A 19568-nucleotide genomic window follows, 5' to 3' on the forward strand; every position below is an offset into this window, starting at 1 on the left:
ACTTTCAGAATTCCTTCAGCTTGCGCAACTCCACTTTTATTGATCTGCATCGCTTCCCCCTTCTGCTTTTTGATTGGTTTTCGCATACTTAGCGTCTATACTGTCCCGCGTTGCTTACTTGAAAGGTTTCAGCGATCACGTGCTTACTGCGATAACTCAAATGATTTGCGCAACAACAGCGTGGTGGTTACCAACCGTAACCGCACAACTTCCCTGCACGCCTGGCCTTCGTCACCTATTCTTACTCAGTACTGCCCATTTCAGTCTCAATCAGAAATTTCACTTCGATGCGCTGCCATCGGATTCCGCCCTTATTCATCCATCACAACTTACAGAAAATCCGTCATGAAAAAGACTAAAATCGTTTGTACAATCGGCCCGAAAACCGAATCCGAAGAGATGCTGACTCAGCTGCTTGAAGCTGGCATGAATGTTATGCGTCTTAACTTCTCTCACGGCGACTACGCTGAGCATGGCCAACGCATCACCAACATGCGTGCCGTTATGCAAAAAACCGGCCGTCAGGCCGCTATTCTGCTGGATACCAAAGGCCCTGAAATCCGCACCATGAAACTGGAAGGCGGCAACGATGCGGCTCTGAAAGCGGGTCAGACCTTTACCTTTACTACAGACCAGAGCGTGATTGGCAACAGCGAGCGCGTTGCGGTGACCTACCCGGGTTTCACTGCTGACCTGAAAATCGGCAACACGGTGCTGGTCGATGATGGCCTGATTGGTATGGAAGTGATCGAAGTCACTGAAAATACCGTGGTGTGTAAAGTCCTGAACAATGGCGATCTGGGCGAAAACAAAGGCGTTAACCTGCCAGGCGTCTCTATCCAGCTGCCAGCACTGGCCGAAAAAGATAAGCGCGACCTGATTTTTGGTTGTGAGCAGGGCGTAGACTTCGTCGCCGCCTCTTTCATCCGTAAACGTTCAGACGTGCTGGAAATTCGCGAGCACCTGAAACAGAACGGCGGCGAGCATATCCAGATCATCTCCAAAATCGAAAACCAGGAAGGCCTGAACAACTTCGACGAAATCCTCGAAGCCTCAGACGGCATCATGGTTGCGCGTGGCGACCTGGGCGTTGAGATCCCGGTTGAAGAAGTGATCTTCGCACAGAAGATGATGATCAAAAAATGTAATAAAGCACGCAAAGTGGTCATCACGGCTACCCAGATGCTCGATTCCATGATCAAGAACCCGCGCCCTACCCGCGCAGAAGCCGGTGACGTGGCAAACGCCATTCTTGACGGTACCGATGCTGTCATGCTGTCAGGTGAGAGTGCCAAAGGCCGTTATCCGCTGGAGTCGGTCACCATCATGGCGACCATCTGTGAGCGTACCGATCGCGTGATGAAGTCCCGCATCGACAGCCAGAGTGATAACCGCAAAATGCGTATCACAGAAGCCGTCTGCCGTGGTGCGGTAGAGACCGCTGAGAAGCTGGAAGCGCCACTGATTGTGGTTGCTACTGAAGGGGGTAAATCTGCTAAAGCCGTACGTAAATACTTCCCGAACGCGACCATCCTGGCGCTGACCACCAATCCGATGACTGCCCGTCAGCTGATCCTGAGCAAAGGGATTGAGACACGTCTGGTGACTGAGATCGCTTCAACCGACGATTTCTATCGTCTGGGTAAAGAAGCGGCGCTGGAAAGTGGCTACGGCCAGAAAGGCGATGTCGTGGTGCTGGTGTCAGGTGCATTAGTACCAAGCGGAACTACCAACACCGCTTCTGTACACGTTCTGTAAAACGCTCTCTGACCATTATTTTGAAGCGCCTTTATCGGGCGCTTTTTTTTATTTCTACTTAAACCAAATGTCAGAAAATTCCAATCGAAAATAACTATTCAAATACTCTTAATATTAAGGTTAATCCGATTAAATCTCTCTGTTTTCGCTAAATTTTTTTATCATATTCTGTGATTCGCTGCTTCTTTGAGCGAACGATCAAATTTAAGCATCTTCTCATCAAAAATTTATTCTCAACTTAAAAAGCTTTGTGTAATACTTGTAACGCTACATGGAGATTAACTCAATCTAGAGGGTATAAATAATGAATCGTACTAAACTGGTACTGGGCGCGGTAGTTCTGGCTTCAACTATGCTGGCTGGTTGCTCAAGCAACGCTAAAATCGACCAGCTGTCTTCAGACGTTCAGACTCTGAACGCTAAAGTTGACCAGCTGAGCAACGACGTGAACGCAGTGCGTTCAGACGTTCAGGCTGCTAAAGATGACGCAGCACGCGCTAACCAGCGTCTGGACAACCAGGCTCACTCTTACCGTAAGTAAGAGTTCTGGTTTAAAAATGGCGCCTTTATGGCGCCATTTTTTTTGCTCCGAATTCAGTGCCCTTCACAGGCACTTATCCGTTCAGGGCTGAACCGCGTTGCCCTCAGCCTGTGTCACCGGGATATCAGCCCCCACAGATGCGCTCTCCAGCCCCGCAGGCGGCACGGTATCACTCTGCACCGGCTCCCCACTGCTGACCAGCACAGGCATGCCTGAGCGTCGCGCTAAGCTGGCTTTAATCAGGGCACTATCACTCTTCTCACTTTTCATAAACTGCTTCACTCCGGCAGTGAGTGCAATCGGCATGGTCTGTGGATCGTCCTTATCGTTGCGTGACAGCGGCTGATGCACTTCCACGTAGCGTTTCCCATCCGGCTCTACAGCGTACTTCACCGGCTGATTGATGATCTGTACCCGCGTCCCTTTCGGCGCTGAGTTAAACAGCGCTTCGATATCTTCTGAACGCAGACGGATGCAGCCTGAACTGACGCGCATGCCGATGCCGAATTTCGCATTAGTGCCATGGATCAGATACTGGCCGGTGCCGCGCGCCAGACGCATGGCAAACTGCCCCATCGGGTTATCCGGTCCGGCGGGGACCACGCCAGGCAGCGTAATGCCCTCTTTGGCGTAGCGTTTGCGGATGTTCGCCGTGGGCGTCCAGGTGGGATTAGGGATCTTCTGGCTGATCTGCGTCACCATCACTGGCGTGGCCGCACCCAGCTGGCCAATGCCGATGGGATAGACAATGACCTTATCCTCCCCTTTGGGATAGTAATAGAGACGAAGCTCGGCCAGATTCACCACAATCCCTTCGCGCGGCGTATCGGGCAGGATCATCTGCAGCGGCACCGTCAGCTGGGTGCCCGCTTTGGGCAGCCAGGGATCGGTACCGGGATTTGCCTCCAGCATGCTCAGCAGGCCGACCTGGTAGCGCGCCGCAATCGCTTCCAGAGGTTGTTTATTGTCAGGAACCTGAGTCACGACGTTTTCGCCAATCAGGCGACTGTCAGGTGGTGGCAGCGGATATTCGGTGGCGAACGCGGGTGCAGAGAGCCCAAAGCAGGTCAGCAGCAATGCACCGGCTAAACGTAAAGCAGGTTTCATGCAATTTTCTCGTCAGATAAAAAAACAGACGCCGGATGGCGTCTGTGGAGTGTAACTTAGCTGAGGTTCTGAGCGGTATGGCGAATAGACCGAATCATCGCCTCCAGCCCCTGCGACCGGGTGGGCGTCAGGTGCTGCATCAGTGCCAGTTCGCCAAACCAGTGGCGCACATCCAGCGCCAGGATATCGGCGGGCGGCAGGTTCTGATAGAGGCTAAATACGATAGCAATCAAACCTTTAACGATAGCAGCATCGCTGTCGCCTTCAAACGCAATGGAACCATCCGCCTGCGGGGTCATTCTGATCCACACCTGACTCTGACAACCCGAAATCACGTTCTCCGGCTGGTGCAAGGTTTCAGAAGATTCCGGAAGCTTTGAACCCAGCTCAATAATGTAGAGGTACTTCTCTTCCCAGTTAGCGCAACGGTTGAAGTTGCGAACCAGTTTCTCTTTTTCAGGCAAATTCGCCATCAGGGACTCCGTTAAAACTGTTCAGCCGCCCAGCAGACGATGAATGCGCGTCAAACCGGCAGCCAGACGATCCACTTCCTCTTCACTGTTATAGAACGTGAAGGAGGCACGGCACATCGCCGGTACATTGTAATGCTGCATCAGCGGCATCGCGCAGTGATGTCCGGTGCGGATGGCAATGCCATATTGATCCAGGAAGCTGCCGACGTCGTAGGCGTGATGTTTACCGAGATTGAAGGCGATAACGCCAGCTCGTGACTGCGGACCGTAGATCTGGATATCCGGAACGGTGCCCAGCTTATCGAGCGCATAGTTCATCAGTGCCGTCTCGCGCTGATGAATCGTATCCAGTCCCAGCGCCTGCACATAGGCCATCGCCGCACCGAAGCCGATAATACCGCCGGTATTCGGCGTACCCGCTTCAAAGCGCCACGGCGCACTGTTCCAGGTGGTGCCGGTAGGCAGCATGACGCGCTCAATCATTGAACCGCCCCCTTCCCATGGTGGCATCTCATCCAGCAGCGCTTTGCGGCCGTAGAGAATACCCACGCCGTTCGGGCCATAGAGTTTATGGCTGGAGAAGGCGTAGAAGTCGCAGCCGATATCCTGCACATCAACCTTGTCATGCATCACCGCCTGGGCACCATCCACCAGCGTGATGACGCCAGCCGCTTTTGCCTGAGCAACGATCGCTTTAACCGGGTTAACCGTGCCGAGCACATTTGAAACATGCGTCACCGCCAGCAACCGCGTACGGCTGTCGATCAGCCCCGCCAGTTGCTCCAGCGCCAGCTCACCGTTGTCATTTAATGGCAGGACACGCACTTCTGCGCCGGTGCGCTGGGCCAGAATCTGCCATGGAACGATATTGGCGTGATGCTCCATCTCAGTGATGATCAGGTTATCGCCAGCCTGGAGGTTACTGCTGCCCCAGGTGTTCGCCACCAGATTGATGCCTTCGGTGGTGCCTTTGACGAAGACAATCTCTTCCTGTGACTGCGCATTGATAAAACGGGCAGCCTGATCGCGCACGTTCTCCATGTCGCTGGTCGCCTGCTGGCTCAGCGTATGGATACCACGATGCACGGCCGCATAGCCGTGCTGATAGAAATGACTCTCGGCGTTAATCACCGAGAGTGGACGCTGTGCGCTGGCCGCACTGTCAAGATAGGCCAGCGGATGACCGTTGACCTCACGCTTCAGGATAGGAAAATCAGCCCTGACGCGTTCGAGATCGAAGTTCATCATATGTCGCCTCCGGGAAAACGTTGCGCGATACGCTGCAGCACGGCCTGACGCATCACCTCATTTTCCAGTGTTTCGGTCAGTTCTGCGGCAAACGCATGAATAATCATGGTCTGTGCAGCATCCTGCTCAATACCGCGCGAACGCAGGTAGAACATCTGCTCATCATCAATACGACCGATAGTGGCACCGTGGCTGCACTTGACATCATCCGCATAAATTTCCAGCTGCGGTTTGGTATCGACTTCTGAGAGCTTGCCCAGCAACAGGTTGTTGTTGGTCATCTGCCCGTCGGTCTTCAGCGCATGCTGTGCCACTTTAATGTGGCCGTTAAACACCGCACGGCCTTTGTCACGCACGATGGTTTTATGCATCTGGCGGCTGACGCAGTAGCCCTTGTTGTGCTCCAGGTAAGTACGGGTATCCGCCACTTCCTGTTTCACTGGCAGCACCAGGCTGTTGATCGCCAGCGTGGTGTTTTCGCCGTTCAGCTGGGTACTGGTGTTGTGACGCGACAGCCCGGCACCCAGCAGGAAGCTGGTGCTGCTGACCTGGCCATCGTTGCCAATGACCAGATCGTTATGCGCAAAGTGATAGCTGGCGCTGCTTTCAAAGGCCAGCTTCGTGTGCGTCAGTTTTGCATTGTCGCCTACCGCAAAGGTAAAGCGCGTGCCGGTGAAATGGGCGCGCTCATCCAGTGAAACGTAGTGCTCAATCACTTCCGCTTCGGCACTCTCTTCCAGCTGCAGGTGATGACGATAGTGAACCGTGTTCATACCCGTCTGCTGACCGCTGGTGATATGCAGCAGATAGACCGGACGCGCAGCGGATTTACCGCGTGCCAGACGCAGGGTCGTCACCTCTTCTGCCAGACTCTCTGTCAGATGCAGGAAGACTTCAGGCTGAACCGCAGCAGGCAGCGGACGGCGCTCGGCGGCCACGCTGTGCTGAACCTCAAACAGTTCGCAGTCGCGACTGCTGAAGGCTGGCTGGAACTGACCGTCAACATAGACCAGACGGATCGCATCCAGCGGCAGCGCCAGTGCATCAACCTGTTCAGCGCTCAGAGTCTGCGGCGCGTCAGGCAGTACAAACTGCTGTGACAGTAAGGTGTCCAGCGGCGTGTACTTCCAGTTTTCGTGCTTGCGGGTTGGCAGGCCAACGCGCATCAGTTGCTGCCAGTGCTGCTGTGCCTGCAGAGAACGCACGTCGCCACGCGACTCAAACAGGTGATGCCACTGTTGCAGCGCAGAATCACTCTTCGTCGGTAAGCCAGCCATAACCTTGCTCCTCCAGCTGTTTCACCAGCGAGAAGTCGCCAGATTTCACGATTTTGCCCTGATACAGAACATGAACGAAGTCTGGCTTGATGTAATCCAGAATACGCTGGTAGTGGGTCACGATGATAAAGGCACGCTTCTCGTCGCGCAGGCTGTTTACGCCATTCGCCACGATTTTCAGCGCATCGATATCCAGGCCTGAGTCGGTCTCATCCAGGATGCAGAGTTCTGGCTCCAGTGCCGCCATCTGCAGGATGTCGTTACGCTTCTTCTCACCGCCGGAGAAGCCAACGTTGACTGAGCGGGTCAGCAGATCTGCCGGCATCTTCAGCAGCTCAATTTTCTCTTCAATGAAGTCCTGGAAATCGAAGCGATCCAGCTCTTCCTGCTGACGATATTTGCGTACCGCATTGACCGAGGTCTGCAAAAAGAACTGGTTGCTGACGCCCGGAATTTCTACCGGATACTGGAATGCCATAAAGATGCCTTCACCGGCGCGCTCTTCAGGGGCCAGTTCCAGCAGATCTTTACCTTTGAAGCTGACCGAACCGCCGGTTACTTCATAATCTTCACGGCCTGCCAGCGTCGCTGACAGGGTGCTTTTACCTGAGCCGTTCGGGCCCATGATGGCATGCACTTCGCCGGGTTTAATTTCTAGATTCAGGCCACGCAGAATGGCTTTATCTTCAACACTGACCTGCAAATCTTTAATGCTTAACATACTTATTCCTTCACATTGCTTCCGGCAACGCGTGTGACGGCATCAGCCCACACTGTGCTCAAGGCTGATGGCTAACAATTTCTGGGCTTCCACAGCAAATTCCAGTGGCAACTCCGAGAATACGTCTTTACAGAAGCCGTTCACGATCATCGAGATGGCGTCTTCTTCACTGATACCGCGTTGCAGACAGTAGAACATCTGATCTTCGCCGATACGTGATGTCGTGGCTTCATGCTCAAGCTGAGCGGTATTGTTGCGGGTCTCCACATACGGGAAAGTATGTGCGCCGCAATCAGGACCGATCAGCATCGAGTCACACTGCGTAAAGTTACGGGCATTGGTCGCGGTTGGCATGATTTTCACCAGCCCGCGATAGGTGTTCTGACTTTTACCGGCCGAAATCCCTTTGGAGATGATGGTCGATTTGGTGTTTTTACCAATGTGGATCATCTTGGTGCCGGTATCGGCCTGCTGACGACCGCTGGTCAGTGCTACTGAGTAGAATTCACCCACCGAATAGTCCCCGCGCAGAATGCAGCTTGGGTATTTCCAGGTGATAGCAGAGCCGGTTTCAGACTGTGTCCAGGACATCTTGCTGTGGTCACCTTCACACAGCGCGCGCTTGGTTACGAAGTTCAGGATACCCCCCTCACCTTCGCCGCCCGGGAACCAGTTCTGAACCGTCGAATATTTCACTTCGGCATTTTTGTGGATGATGACTTCCACCACGGCCGCGTGCAGCTGATAGGTGTCACGCACTGGCGCTGAACAGCCTTCGATGTAGCTGACGTAGCTGTCTTCATCGGCAATCAGGATGGTGCGTTCGAACTGACCGGTTTTCGCTGCGTTGATGCGGAAATAGGTCGACAACTCCATCGGGCAACGCACCCCTTTCGGGATATAAACGAAGGTGCCGTCAGAGGCGACCGCCGAGTTCAGCGCCGCAAAGAAGTTATCGTTCGCCGGAACAACCGTGCCGAGATACTGCTTCACCAGCTCCGGATGCTCCTGAATCGCTTCGCCAAAGGAACAGAAGATAATCCCCTGCTCCGCCAGCTTGCCGCGGTAGGTGGTCGCCACCGAAACGGAGTCAAAAATGGCGTCAACCGCCACTTCACGGCCTTCACGCACCGGGACACCCAGCTGATTAAAGGCGTTTTCCACTTCCTGCGTCAGATAATCGCTGGCTGGCGCGCTGCCTGATGCCTGCAGTGCACCGGGTTCTGATGCGCAGCTGTCATCACAGTTGCCGCAGGAAGGCGCGGAGTAGTAGCTGTAATCCTGGTAGTCGAGTTTTTCGTAGTGCGCTTTCAGCCAGTGTGGCTCTTCCATTTCAAGCCAGGCACGAAACGCTTTAAGACGAAACTCCAGCATCCACTCTGGCTCGTTACGCTTGGCCGAGATCGCCCGCACCACATCTTCATTGATGCCGTTGGCAAATTCTTCGGTTTGCAGTTGGGTAAAGAAGCCCTCTTTGTAGTTGAGCTTGCCTTCCCAGATTTGTACATCGTCAGATGTTTCGCTGTGTCGTGACATATTTCACTTACTCGACGCCAAAGCTCTCACCGCACCCGCAGGCGTGCTGAGCTTTAGGGTTATTGAATTTAAAAATCTGATTCAGGCCTTCACGAACGTAGTCCAGTTCGGTGCCATCAACGAATGGCATCGCCTGTAGCGGCACAAACAGCGTTGCGCCATGGAATGAGAACTGCAAATCATCCTCGACTGGCTCTTTCACCAGATCCATGACGTAACCAAACCCGGCGCAGCCGGATTGTTTTACGCCGAGCCGCAGACCCTTGACATCGGGGTCCTGAGCCGCCAGATTGAGAATTTGTTGCGCTGCGGTTTCAGTCAGCGTCAGCCCTTTCCAGACAAAATCGTCGGGTGAGAAAGAGTCTGTATTAACGGATGCCATGTTGATACCTCTTGAGTCCGGACCTTTTCAGGCTATCCCCCTATGGTAGTGATCTGACCAATCACTTCAACCTCTTGTTTTGCAGGGATAATCATCTTGTGCGGTTTTATTTGCTTAATTATTAAGCATAGCCTCTTCAGCTCACCTTGTGGTGAGCGCGTCAGCATAAATAAGCCAGTGTTAACCTATTAATAAATCACTCTTTTTTAAATAACCATTTTTGATAAAAATGCTTATTGATAGGTTACGCCTTTCTGCGATGTAAACAGATTGTTATTTCCGATTATACCGACAGGCAGGATAAATCGATAAATTTTTCTGCCCGCCAATTGCAATCACCGCCCAATTGAATATGATAATTATTATCATTCACATTCAGGGTGGCGTTATGACGCTTTCTGTCTCAGCCTGGCTGCAGCACAAAATCGACGAATATCAGTTTGCGGTGCGTGATATCACCGTCGACTTTTATATGGCGCAGGCAAAACTCGACCGGGCCGACTGCACGATTCATCAGCTACGTCAGTTTAACGATGCCTGTCAGGATATGGCAGAAATCTGCCAGTTGAACGGTGACGACCAGAGTTACCTGCATGCCATGGGTAAACTGCATCACCGACTGGTGCAGGAGATGGGAAACAGCGATCGCGATCGCCTGTTTCGCCTTCAGGCTTATCAACTGGCGCGATTGTCCCTGACCCGCCTCTGCCATCAACTGGCAATGGTCGGGGAGTGGAACCAGGCCACTGCGCTGCAAAGTGACTTTATGCGTCACGCAGGCTGGATATTCTAATCCAGCCAGGCCGTGACGTCGCGCACAATTTTTTTACATTAGCTCTAACAATGCCTGAAGCGGATGACGCATTCCGTTGCCCTCTACACGCTTGACCTGACTGCGGCACGAATAGCCGGTGGCCAGGCAGCGCTGGCGTGGCAGTCGCTGAAGCTGGGGATGCCAGGAGAGCGCGTAGATCCCCAGCGAGTTTTCAAGGTTCTTACTTTCGTGACCGTAGGTGCCTGCCATACCGCAGCAGCCAACATTGATGTTCTCCAGCTTCGCGCCAAAACGGGAGAAGATCGCCTGCCACTGATTCGGTGTGGAGGGCAGCGCGGTCACCTCGGTGCAGTGTGCAAACAGATACCAGGATTCTCCGCCCGTGGCCTGCACGTCACGCTCTGCCAGTGCACGCTCTAACCACTCATGTACCAGCAGGACGTTAAAGTCGCCGCGTGATTCGCCCAGCGTCTGACGATACTCATCGCGATAGCAGAGCACCGTGGCCGGATCGACACCGACCATGGGCAACCCCAGTTTTGCCACCCGATTCAGGAAATCGGCGGTGCGGGATGCCGTGCGGGCGAAACGTTGCAGGAAACCTTTCACATGTTGCGCTTTGCCATTTGGCGAGAATGGCAGGAGCACGGGCCGATAGCCCAGTTTCTCAATCAGCCTGACAAAATCGTTAACCAGCTGCGCCTCATAGAAGCTGGTAAAAGGATCCTGCACCACCAGCACACAGTTTGCGCGCTCAGCGGCTGACAGCCCTTCCAGCTGCTCCAGCGTCATGTTCATGGCGGGATGACCACTGAGCTGCTGTTTCAGATTTGGGGCCGAAAGCAGAGGCAGATCGACCATACCGATATGGGTTTTACTTATCTCTTTCAGCCACGGCTGGCGCAGAAAGAAGTTAAACACTTTCGGTGCTTTTGCCATCAGCGGCGCATAGCCCTCCACGGCAGCCACCAGGTGATCGCTGACCGGACGCAGATAACGGGTATGGTAGAGCTGTAAGAAGCGCGAGCGGAAAGCGGGCACGTCAATTTTAATCGGACACTGGGTGGAGCAGGCTTTGCAGGCCAGACAGCCCGACATCGCCTCTTTCACCTCGTGCGAGAAGTCATACTCCCCTTTGCTGGCGTGCCAGCTATTGCGGGTACGGGCAATCAGAGTGCGAAGCGACAGCCGATTTTCGGGCAGCTGCTTTTCCAGGGTGAGCGGATCGACGCCCTGCCCGGCCAGCAGCCGCAGCCACTCCCGCGTCAGCGTTGCCCGCCCTTTGGGCGAGTGAATGCGGTTGCGGGTGATTTTCATGGAGGGACACATCGGGCTGCGGGCATCAAAGTTAAAACATAACCCGTTGCCGTTACACTCCATGGCGCCACGCCATTCATCCCGGACCGTTAACGGAATCTGACGATCATAGGTTCCGCGCTTCACCGCATCGACCTGCATCATTTCATCATTACTGTTGAATGGCGTACAGATCTTGCCCGGATTCAGGCGATTGAGCGGATCAAAGGCCGCTTTGATGCGGCGCAATTCGTTAAACAGCGTCTCACCGAAGAATGCCGGACTGTACTGGGCACGGAACCCTTTGCCATGTTCACCCCACAGCAGGCCACCATAGCGCGCTGTCAGCGCTACGACTTCGTCGGAGATCTGTTTCATCATCATCTCCTGCTGCGGATCGCACATATCCAGCGCCGGACGCACATGCAGGACGCCTGCATCGACGTGACCAAACATGCCGTAGCTCAGCCCGTGGCTGTCGAGCAGCGCGCGAAACTCGACGATGTAGTCCGCCAGTTTTTCCGGCGGGACCGCGGTATCTTCCACAAAGGGAATCGGTTTAGCCCGGCCTTTGGCATTTCCCAACAGACCCACCGCTTTTTTACGCATGTTATAGATGCGTTCAATGCCATCCAGGTCGTTACAGAACTGATAGCCAATCACGCCGCCCTGCTGCTGCACCATCAGTGCGTCAAGGCGGCCACAAAGCTGTTCAATCTGCTGATCGATCAGCGCGGCGTTGTCACCGGCAAACTCAACAATATTCAGACCCAGCATCTCTTTGTCGGGTACATCGGCGATCAATTCGCGCACCGAGTGCCAGACAATGTCTTCACGCGCCAGGTTCAGCACCTTAGAGTCAACGGTCTCTACCGAGAGCGCCTGCGCTTCCACCATAAAAGGCGCATTGCGCAGGGCGGAGTCAAAGGAGTCATATTTGATATTCACCAGTCGGCGCACTTTAGGCAGCGGCGTGATATCAAGCCGCGCTTCCGTGACAAAGGCCAGCGTGCCCTCTGCGCCGCACAGCAGGCGCGTCAGGTCAAAGGTTTGCATATCGTCGCTGAAGACATGGCGCAGGTCATATCCGGTCAGGAACCGATTCAGCTTTGGAAACTTTTCCAGAATCAGCGCACGATGCTCGCGGCAGCGCGTCAGCACCTGCTGATAGAGCCGGCCTTCGGGCGTCGCCGTCTGCGCCAGGGTTTCAGCCAGCGCGGTAGCCATTGGACGCGTATCAAGGATATCGCCGCCCAGCAGCACGGCGCGCAGGCCCAGCACATGGTCCGAGGTTTTGCCATAGACCAGTGAGCCCTGGCCGGACGCATCGGTATTAATCATGCCGCCCAGCGTGGCACGGTTACTGGTGGATAACTCCGGCGAGAAGAAAAAGCCGAATGGCTTCAGCCAGGCGTTAAGCTGATCTTTGATCACCCCCGCTTCAACCCGCACCCAGCCCTCATCGGTATTGATCTCCAGAATACGGTTCATGTAGCGCGACATATCCACCACAATCCCCTGATTCAGCGACTGACCGTTGGTGCCGGTACCGCCGCCGCGCGGGGTAAATACCAGACTGGCAAAGCGCGCTTCTCCGGCCACGCGGGCGAGCAGTGCAACATCCGCAGTCGAGCGCGGAAAGAGCGCCGCGTCGGGCAGCAATTGATAGATGCTGTTATCGGTGGAGAGTGAGAGACGGTCGGCATAGCTGGTTGCCATGTCACCGGTAAAACCCTGCTCTTTCAACGACTCAAGGAACGTCAGCACCAGTTGAACGAGGCCCGGTGCCTGCGAAATCTGTGGGATCATGATTGTCTGACCGAAGGTGTTGTAAACGTTTGCGTTTATAGATTAGCGATTTCTCGTTTTATCATATTTTTCCTGCGCCTGCCCTTTTTTCAGAAAAGGCAAAAACCTTTCTCCGCGACTCTGTTTAAACCTCAGCAAATAGATCATGATAAAAACGGGCATCCGAATGCCTGAAAATGAAGGATTAAGACGAGGTTATGAGTCAATGATGAAAAGCCAGTACCGGGATATGGATTTACCGCAAATACTCTTCACCCTGATGTTCATTCTGCTGCTGATTGTCGCCTGTTTATGGGTCGTGCAGCCGTTTATTCTGGGCTTTGCCTGGGCCAGCATGGTGGTGATTGCCACCTGGCCATTGATGCTGAAATTCCAGCGACTGTTATGGGGACGCCGTTCCCTGGCGGTGATCGTGATGACACTGCTGCTGCTGCTGCTGTTTATTATCCCTATCGCCCTGCTGGTCAGCAGCCTGATTGATAACAGCGCGCCGGTGATTGCCTGGGTTACCCAGGGGCATATGATGCCGCGACTGTTATGGCTCAACGATGTCCCGATGGTCGGCAAGAAGCTTTATGTCAGTTATGACACGCTGGTGGCGAGCGGCGGTGCCGGCGTCATGGCGAAAATACAGCCCTATATCGGCCGTACCACCGGTTTTTTCGTCGCGCAGGCCGGTCATTTCGGACGCTTTATGATCCATCTGGGCGTGATGTTACTGTTCAGCGTGCTGCTTTACTGGCGTGGCGAACAGGCTGCCCAGGGCATTCGTCACTTTGCTTTCCGCATGGCGGGACGGCGCGGTGATGCCGCCGTACTGCTGGCGGCGCAGTCCATTCGTGCCGTGGCGCTTGGCGTAGTAGTGACGGCGCTGGTGCAGGGCGTGCTGGGCGGTATCGGTCTGGCGATCTCCGGCATTCCTTACGCCACGCTGTTGACGGTACTGATGATCCTCTGCTGTCTGGTACAGCTCGGCCCGCTACTGGTGCTGGTTCCCGCCATTATCTACCTCTACTGGAGCGGAGATACAACATGGGGAACGGTGCTGCTGGTCTGGAGCTGTGTGGTCGGCACGATGGATAACGTGCTGCGCCCGATGCTGATCCGTATGGGTGCCGATCTGCCAATGATCCTGATTCTTTCTGGTGTTATTGGTGGACTGTTTGCGTTCGGGATGATTGGTCTGTTTATCGGGCCGGTGGTTCTGGCGGTCTCCTACCGTCTGGTTTCCGTCTGGGTTCATGAAGCGCCTGCCCCGGATAGTGACCAACTGGCCGTGGCTGATGCCCTGGCGGATCACGATGATACCCCGCCTGCTGTATGATGAGATGCAATAACCCGCTGCGCCGCTAGCCCCCATAAGCATTGATTAGTGCGGTTAATGATGATTAACCGCACCCCTTCTCTCAGATCAGATAAATTCTGTTTTCCATTAGCGATTTTTAAGAAAAAAGCCACCTTTGGCCTGAAAGTGACCTTTTCGGGCCAAAAAAGATTACTTTCTGCACTGTTTCTTAAGCCAAATGGCGAAGTAAAGGTCACAAAAGATTATTGGCTTTAAACTAATAAGAGGATTCTTAAAGACGACAGCCAGCCGTATGAATAACATGTTTCCTATGTTCGAAATCAACCTGATGATTTTCAGACAATCTCATTCCCCTGAGTAGAGTAAAGAATTGCTGTGTGTAGTCTTTGCCCATCCCCTGTGATGGGCTTTTTTTTTGCCTGAATCTGACCAGATATAAACAGAAAAGGCCCGCATAGCGGGCCCTGAAGAGTGCTAACAACCCGTATCAGGCTGTTTTATTTAACTGCGCCAGACTCACCCAGGTCTCCACCACCGTGTCCGGGTTCAGTGACAGACTGTCGATGCCCTCTTCCATCAGCCATGCGGCGAAATCCTGATGGTCTGACGGTCCCTGCCCGCAGATTCCGACATATTTCCCCTTCTGCTTCGCGGCCCTTATGGCCATTGAAAGCAGCATCTTCACGGCCTCGTTACGCTCGTCAAACAGCGCGGAGACGACGCCAGAGTCGCGGTCCAGCCCCAGCGTCAGCTGAGTCATGTCGTTTGAGCCAATAGAGAAGCCATCGAAGTGCTCCAGGAACTGATCCGCCAGCAGGGCATTGGACGGGATCTCGCACATCATAATGATCTTCAGCCCGTTCTCGCCGCGCTTCAGTCCCTGACGCCCCAGCTCTTCCACCACAGCCTTCGCCTGCTCAACGGTGCGCACAAACGGAACCATAATCTCGACGTTTGTCAGGCCCATCTCGTTGCGAACACGTTTCACCGCTTCGCACTCCAGCGCAAAGCAGTCCCGGAAGCTGTCAGCGACATAGCGACCCGCACCCCGGAATCCCAGCATCGGGTTTTCCTCTTCCGGCTCGTAGCGTTCTCCACCCACCAGGTTGGCATATTCATTGGTTTTAAAGTCAGAAAGTCGGACAATTACGCGTTTCGGCGCAAAAGCGGCGCCAAGCGTGGCAATTCCTTCAGTCAGTCGAGCGATGTAAAACTCCACCGGATCATCAAATCCTTTCATCATTTTACGGATCTGCTGCTGCAGCTCCGGCGTCTGTTGGTCAAACTCCAGCAGCGCTTTAGGGTGGACGCCGATCATGCGGTTAATGATAAATTCCAGCCGCGCCAGGCCCACGCCTTCGTTAGGCAGACAGGCGAAATCAAAGGCGCGATCGGGGTTGCCCACGTTCATCATGATCTTCAGCGGCAGTTCAGGCAGTGAATCGACCTGCGAACTGGTGACGTCGAAATCGAGCAGTTGATCATAGACGTAGCCGGTATCACCTTCGGCACATGAAACAGTGACGTTATGCCCCTCTTTCAGCCGGTCGGTGGCGTCACCACAGCCCACCACTGCCGGAATGCCCAGCTCACGCGCGATGATCGCAGCATGACAGGTCCGTCCGCCGCGGTTAGTCACAATCGCTGATGCTTTTTTCATGATCGGTTCCCAGTCCGGGTCGGTCATGTCGGTCACCAGCACATCGCCTTTTTCAATGCGATTCATTTCGCTGATATCGTGGATGACCTTCACCACGCCTGCGCCAATACGATGACCGATAGCACGACCTTCCACGACGACGCTGCTCTGCCCCTGCAGCGTGTAACGCTCCATTACCTGACCATTTGAGCGTACGGTTTCAGGGCGCGCCTGAACAATAAACAGTTTGCCGGTGTGCCCATCTTTGGCCCACTCAATATCCATCGGGCGCTGATAGTGCTGTTCAATCAGCACCGCCTGCTTCGCCAGCGCCTGCACTTCCTCATCGCTCAGGCAGAAACGGTCGCGTTCGGCCTCAGGCACATCTTCGATCCGCACCTGCTCGCCATGCGCCTGGGAATCGGCATAGACCATGCGAACCTTTTTCGAGCCCATATTGCGGCGCACAATCGACGGACGATCGGCTGCCAGGGTTGGCTTGTGCACATAGAACTCATCGGGGTTAACGGCACCCTGCACCACCATTTCCCCCAGCCCCAGTGCAGCGGTGATAAAGACCACCTGATCAAAGCCGGACTCGGTATCAATGGTGAACATCACACCCGAGGCGGCCAGGTCTGAACGCACCATGCGCTGTATTCCCGCTGAGAGCGCAACACCACGATGGTCATAGCCCTGATGCACACGGTAGGAGATAGCGCGGTCATTAAACAGCGAGGCGAAGACATGCTTTACCGCCACCATGACGGCGTCGATGCCCTGTACATTCAGGAAGGTTTCCTGCTGGCCGGCAAAAGAGGCGTCAGGCATATCTTCTGCGGTTGCAGAGGAGCGCACGGCAAACGACGCGGCATCATCATCAGCAGAAAGCTGCTTATAGGCGTCCAGAATGGCGGACTCCAGCTCGGGCAGGAACGGTGTCTCCACGACCCACTGACGAATCTGCTTACCCGCTTTTGCCAGCGCATCAACGTCATCAATATCGGTCTCATCCAGCAGCGCATAAATACGCTGATTCAGCCCGCTTTGATCGAGGAACAGGTTAAAGGCGTAGGATGTGGTCGCGAAACCGTTGGGCACGGAAACGCCCAGCGACGACAGATTAGTAATCATTTCACCCAGAGAGGCATTTTTGCCCCCCACCCGGTCAACATCATGCATGCCAAGCTGGTTATACCAGAGCACGAGTGGCTGTTCGCCTTTACTGGACATTGAGCTTATCCTTTATCAATTATCAATGAATGGACACAGGGAGTAATCTGTCTTCAGCCTGGCATATCACCCTCTCAATAACGATCTGTTGAATCGTTAAAGCAGAATTTCAGCCACAGTTTCGGAATTGTGAGCGCATTATTTTGCTGTTGCGCAAAGTCGCCTTTTTTCTCTAAATGATTGATGCCACAGGAAATGGCTGATTTTCAGCCACTTAAGCATTCTGTTTTGTTGCGCAACAACTGCGTGGCTATTTGCGGCTTAACGACGGATTAAAAAGAATGCTGGCTCAACGAGCCACCCTTTCATTTTTAGTATCGTAATGAAACGACAGACAAATAATCCGGACAGACATTCCAGAAATTAAAATCAGAGATGATTTATTTAATCGCATGGCCCATGCTGAATGCTCACTCTTGTCTGAGGCTGATTTCGTTATGACAACTGACAGAAGCGTTTTTTATATCTCCGATGGTACGGCCATTACGGCTGAGGTGCTGGGTCATGCGGTGCTGTCGCAGTTTCCGGTCAATATCACCAGCCTGACGCTGCCGTTTGTGGAAAATGTTCAGCGGGCGCTGGCGGTTAAAGCCCAGATTAACGCGCTCTATCAGCAGAGCGGTGTCCGGCCGCTGGTCTTTTTCTCCATCGTGACGCCGGAAGTGCGCGACATCATCGTACAGAGTGACGGCTTTTGTCAGGATATCGTCCAGGCGCTGGTCGCCCCGCTTCAGCAGGAGCTGGGGTTATCGCCCGCGCCGGTGGCACACCGTACCCATGGACTGGATGCCAGTAACCTGGGTAAATATGACGCACGTATCGCGGCCATCGATTACACCCTGGCGCATGATGACGGCATCTCGCTGCGCGGGCTGGAAGATGCGCAGGTGATTCTGTTAGGCGTCTCGCGCTGTGGCAAAACCCCCACCAGCCTCTATCTGGCAATGCAGTTTGGTATTCGCGCCGCCAACTATCCATTCATTGCCGACGATATGGATAACCTTAAACTCCCGCCCGCGCTGCGCGCGCATCAGAATAAACTGTTCGGGCTGACCATCGACCCGGAACGGCTGGCTGCGATACGTCAGGAGCGGGCGGAAAATACCCGTTACGCCTCGATGCGTCAGTGCCGGCTGGAGGTGGGCGAAGTGGAAGCGCTGTTTCGCACTCATCAGATCCGCTATCTCAACAGCACCAACTACTCCGTGGAGGAGATTGCGACCAAAATTCTCGACATTATGGGCCTGACTCGCCGCATGTACTGATGGGTAACCGGCGCTGAACTGTAAAGCGGCGCTGCCGTCGCTTTTGATTTCATTATTAAATTCCGGGTTGAATTCGCAGACTAATGGTTTATTGTGACCACCATCACTTCCCGGTATTTCACCGCTGCGAAGAACCGTTTTCGAGAAACCCATGAACAAAACCGACGAACTGCGTACCGCACGCATTGGTAGTCTGATTACCCCCGCCAGCCTGGCGGCTGAGCATCCTGTCTCTCCGGCAATTGCCGACAATGTCACCGCTGCCCGTAAACGTATTGCCCGTATTCTGACGGGTGAAGATCCCCGCCTGCTGGTGGTGATTGGCCCCTGCTCGCTGCACGACCCGAAAGCGGCGCTGGAATATGCTGAGCGTCTGAACGCGTTACGCAGCCGCTATGAAGATCGGCTGGAGATTGTGATGCGTGCCTACTTTGAAAAGCCGCGCACCGTAGTGGGCTGGAAAGGCTTAATCTCCGATCCGGATCTGGATGGGAGCTACGATGTGAACCGCGGCATAGGCATCGCCCGCCAGCTGCTGATTGATATCAACGCGCTGGGCCTGCCTACCGCCACGGAATTCCTGGATATGGTGATCGGCCAGTTTATTGCCGATCTGATTAGCTGGGGCGCGATTGGCGCACGCACCACCGAAAGCCAGATCCATCGCGAAATGGCATCGGCCCTCTCCTGCCCGGTCGGCTTTAAAAACGGCACCGATGGTAACGTACAGATTGCCGTGGATGCGATTCGCGCCGCGCGCGCCAGCCACATGTTCCTTTCGCCCGATAAGCTGGGCCAGATGACTATCTATCAGACCAGCGGCAACCCGCATGGTCATGTGATCCTGCGTGGCGGCAAACAGCCTAACTATCATGCCAGTGATGTCGCCGCCGCAGCCGAAAGTCTGTCGGCGTTTAATCTGCCACAGCAGCTGGTGATCGACTTCAGTCACGGTAACTGCCTGAAGCAGCATCGTCGTCAGATGGATGTCGCGGCAGAGGTGGCAGAACAGATTAAAGCGGGATCGCAGGCCGTTGCCGGTGTGATGATTGAAAGCTTCCTGGAAGAGGGCAATCAGAAAGTCGTCAGCGGCGAACCGCTGGTCTATGGCAAGTCGATTACCGATCCCTGCCTCGGCTGGCAGGAGAGCGAAAAGGTGCTCGCCCTGCTGGCCGAGGCGGTTTCTCACCGCCTCTGAGTCT

The 19568-nt window shown here is 54.4% G+C and carries 15 protein-coding genes and 1 other RNA gene; 7 read left to right on the plus strand and 9 right to left on the minus strand.

Annotation, left to right across the window (positions count from 1 at the left end; translation table 11 throughout):
* Positions 1-345 precede the first annotated feature (345 nt).
* Both pykF and NR201_RS01910 read left to right on the plus strand, forming a co-directional pair.
* Positions 346-1758 (plus strand): pyruvate kinase PykF, encoded by a 1413-nt coding sequence (gene pykF / locus NR201_RS01905; protein WP_129062882.1) that lies wholly within the window; start codon positions 346-348, stop codon positions 1756-1758.
* A gap of 304 nt (positions 1759-2062) precedes the next feature.
* The gene (locus tag NR201_RS01910) at positions 2063-2299 is read left to right on the plus strand and encodes a major outer membrane lipoprotein (protein ID WP_003853216.1); all 237 of its coding nucleotides are present in this window, start codon (positions 2063-2065) and stop codon (positions 2297-2299) included.
* An 81-nt stretch (positions 2300-2380) separates the two neighbouring features.
* Here the strand turns inward: NR201_RS01910 and NR201_RS01915 are convergent, their stop codons facing one another.
* Genes NR201_RS01915 through sufA form a run of 7 tightly spaced genes read right to left on the minus strand, consistent with a single transcriptional unit; the run spans position 2381 to position 9043 of the window.
* Positions 2381-3406, minus strand: coding sequence for a L,D-transpeptidase family protein (locus tag NR201_RS01915; protein ID WP_132498530.1), 1026 nt, complete (start codon positions 3404-3406; stop codon positions 2381-2383).
* A 56-nt stretch (positions 3407-3462) separates the two neighbouring features.
* On the minus strand, positions 3463-3879 hold the full coding sequence (gene sufE, locus NR201_RS01920; RefSeq protein ID WP_010245623.1) for a cysteine desulfuration protein SufE: 417 nt from the start codon (positions 3877-3879) through the stop codon (positions 3463-3465).
* A 21-nt stretch (positions 3880-3900) separates the two neighbouring features.
* Positions 3901-5124, minus strand: a complete 1224-nt coding sequence (gene sufS / locus NR201_RS01925; RefSeq protein WP_256849371.1) for a cysteine desulfurase SufS — start codon at positions 5122-5124, stop codon at positions 3901-3903.
* Positions 5124-6404 carry a Fe-S cluster assembly protein SufD gene (gene sufD, locus NR201_RS01930; RefSeq protein WP_010245628.1) on the minus strand — a complete coding sequence of 427 codons (1281 nt, stop codon included), beginning with the start codon at positions 6402-6404 and terminating at the stop codon, positions 5124-5126. The genes sufS and sufD overlap by 1 nt, the downstream gene beginning before the upstream one ends.
* Positions 6379-7125: a Fe-S cluster assembly ATPase SufC gene (sufC, locus tag NR201_RS01935; RefSeq protein WP_010245631.1), complete on the minus strand. Its 747-nt coding sequence runs from the start codon at positions 7123-7125 to the stop codon at positions 6379-6381. The genes sufD and sufC overlap by 26 nt, the downstream gene beginning before the upstream one ends.
* A gap of 42 nt (positions 7126-7167) precedes the next feature.
* Complete coding sequence (gene sufB / locus NR201_RS01940; RefSeq protein ID WP_010245634.1) at positions 7168-8661, minus strand: Fe-S cluster assembly protein SufB; 1494 nt, start codon at positions 8659-8661, stop codon at positions 7168-7170.
* A gap of 7 nt (positions 8662-8668) precedes the next feature.
* Entirely contained in the window at positions 8669-9043 is a 375-nt protein-coding gene (gene sufA, locus NR201_RS01945) for a Fe-S cluster assembly scaffold SufA (protein ID WP_010245637.1), read from the minus strand.
* 388 nt (positions 9044-9431) lie between these two features.
* Here sufA and NR201_RS01950 point away from each other — a divergent pair, with 388 nt between their 5' ends.
* Positions 9432-9836 carry a hypothetical protein gene (locus NR201_RS01950; protein WP_010670035.1) on the plus strand — a complete coding sequence of 135 codons (405 nt, stop codon included), beginning with the start codon at positions 9432-9434 and terminating at the stop codon, positions 9834-9836.
* A gap of 33 nt (positions 9837-9869) precedes the next feature.
* Here NR201_RS01950 and NR201_RS01955 read toward each other — a convergent pair whose 3' ends face one another.
* The gene (locus tag NR201_RS01955) at positions 9870-12923 is read right to left on the minus strand and encodes an FAD-binding and (Fe-S)-binding domain-containing protein (RefSeq protein ID WP_256849314.1); all 3054 of its coding nucleotides are present in this window, start codon (positions 12921-12923) and stop codon (positions 9870-9872) included.
* 205 nt (positions 12924-13128) lie between these two features.
* Between NR201_RS01955 and ydiK the strand changes: the two genes are divergently transcribed.
* Both ydiK and rprA read left to right on the plus strand, forming a co-directional pair.
* Positions 13129-14247 (plus strand): AI-2E family transporter YdiK, encoded by a 1119-nt coding sequence (gene ydiK, locus NR201_RS01960; protein ID WP_010670033.1) that lies wholly within the window; start codon positions 13129-13131, stop codon positions 14245-14247.
* 292 nt (positions 14248-14539) lie between these two features.
* Positions 14540-14647: antisense sRNA RprA (rprA, locus tag NR201_RS01965), an RNA gene on the plus strand.
* Between the two features lie 69 nt (positions 14648-14716).
* Here rprA and ppsA read toward each other — a convergent pair.
* Positions 14717-17101 carry a phosphoenolpyruvate synthase gene (gene ppsA / locus NR201_RS01970; protein WP_256849315.1) on the minus strand — a complete coding sequence of 795 codons (2385 nt, stop codon included), beginning with the start codon at positions 17099-17101 and terminating at the stop codon, positions 14717-14719.
* A gap of 437 nt (positions 17102-17538) precedes the next feature.
* Between ppsA and NR201_RS01975 the strand changes: the two genes are divergently transcribed.
* Entirely contained in the window at positions 17539-18366 is an 828-nt protein-coding gene (locus tag NR201_RS01975) for a pyruvate, water dikinase regulatory protein (RefSeq protein ID WP_010245652.1), read from the plus strand.
* Between the two features lie 151 nt (positions 18367-18517).
* Positions 18518-19564, plus strand: coding sequence for a 3-deoxy-7-phosphoheptulonate synthase (locus NR201_RS01980; protein ID WP_064704418.1), 1047 nt, complete (start codon positions 18518-18520; stop codon positions 19562-19564).
* The last annotated feature ends 4 nt before the right edge of the window (positions 19565-19568 follow it).

It is taken from the genome of Pantoea sp. Fr-CA_6 (assembly GCF_024520895.1).
GTDB classification, from domain to species: Bacteria; Pseudomonadota; Gammaproteobacteria; order Enterobacterales; family Enterobacteriaceae; genus Pantoea; species Pantoea agglomerans.

Excerpts from the sequence above, each read along its gene's own strand:
- NR201_RS01910 (WP_003853216.1), top strand. The coding sequence starts at position 2,063 with ATGAATCGTACTAAACTGGTACTGGGCGCGGTAGTTCTGGCTTCAACT.
- NR201_RS01915 (WP_132498530.1), bottom strand. The coding sequence starts at position 3,406 with ATGAAACCTGCTTTACGTTTAGCCGGTGCATTGCTGCTGACCTGCTTT.
- ydiK (WP_010670033.1), top strand. The coding sequence starts at position 13,129 with ATGATGAAAAGCCAGTACCGGGATATGGATTTACCGCAAATACTCTTC.
- NR201_RS01950 (WP_010670035.1), top strand. The coding sequence starts at position 9,432 with ATGACGCTTTCTGTCTCAGCCTGGCTGCAGCACAAAATCGACGAATAT.
- sufS (WP_256849371.1), bottom strand. The coding sequence starts at position 5,124 with ATGAACTTCGATCTCGAACGCGTCAGGGCTGATTTTCCTATCCTGAAG.
- sufE (WP_010245623.1), bottom strand. The coding sequence starts at position 3,879 with ATGGCGAATTTGCCTGAAAAAGAGAAACTGGTTCGCAACTTCAACCGT.
- sufB (WP_010245634.1), bottom strand. The coding sequence starts at position 8,661 with ATGTCACGACACAGCGAAACATCTGACGATGTACAAATCTGGGAAGGC.
- NR201_RS01955 (WP_256849314.1), bottom strand. The coding sequence starts at position 12,923 with ATGATCCCACAGATTTCGCAGGCACCGGGCCTCGTTCAACTGGTGCTG.
- NR201_RS01980 (WP_064704418.1), top strand. The coding sequence starts at position 18,518 with ATGAACAAAACCGACGAACTGCGTACCGCACGCATTGGTAGTCTGATT.
- ppsA (WP_256849315.1), bottom strand. The coding sequence starts at position 17,101 with ATGTCCAGTAAAGGCGAACAGCCACTCGTGCTCTGGTATAACCAGCTT.
- sufC (WP_010245631.1), bottom strand. The coding sequence starts at position 7,125 with ATGTTAAGCATTAAAGATTTGCAGGTCAGTGTTGAAGATAAAGCCATT.
- pykF (WP_129062882.1), top strand. The coding sequence starts at position 346 with ATGAAAAAGACTAAAATCGTTTGTACAATCGGCCCGAAAACCGAATCC.
- sufA (WP_010245637.1), bottom strand. The coding sequence starts at position 9,043 with ATGGCATCCGTTAATACAGACTCTTTCTCACCCGACGATTTTGTCTGG.
- NR201_RS01975 (WP_010245652.1), top strand. The coding sequence starts at position 17,539 with ATGACAACTGACAGAAGCGTTTTTTATATCTCCGATGGTACGGCCATT.
- sufD (WP_010245628.1), bottom strand. The coding sequence starts at position 6,404 with ATGGCTGGCTTACCGACGAAGAGTGATTCTGCGCTGCAACAGTGGCAT.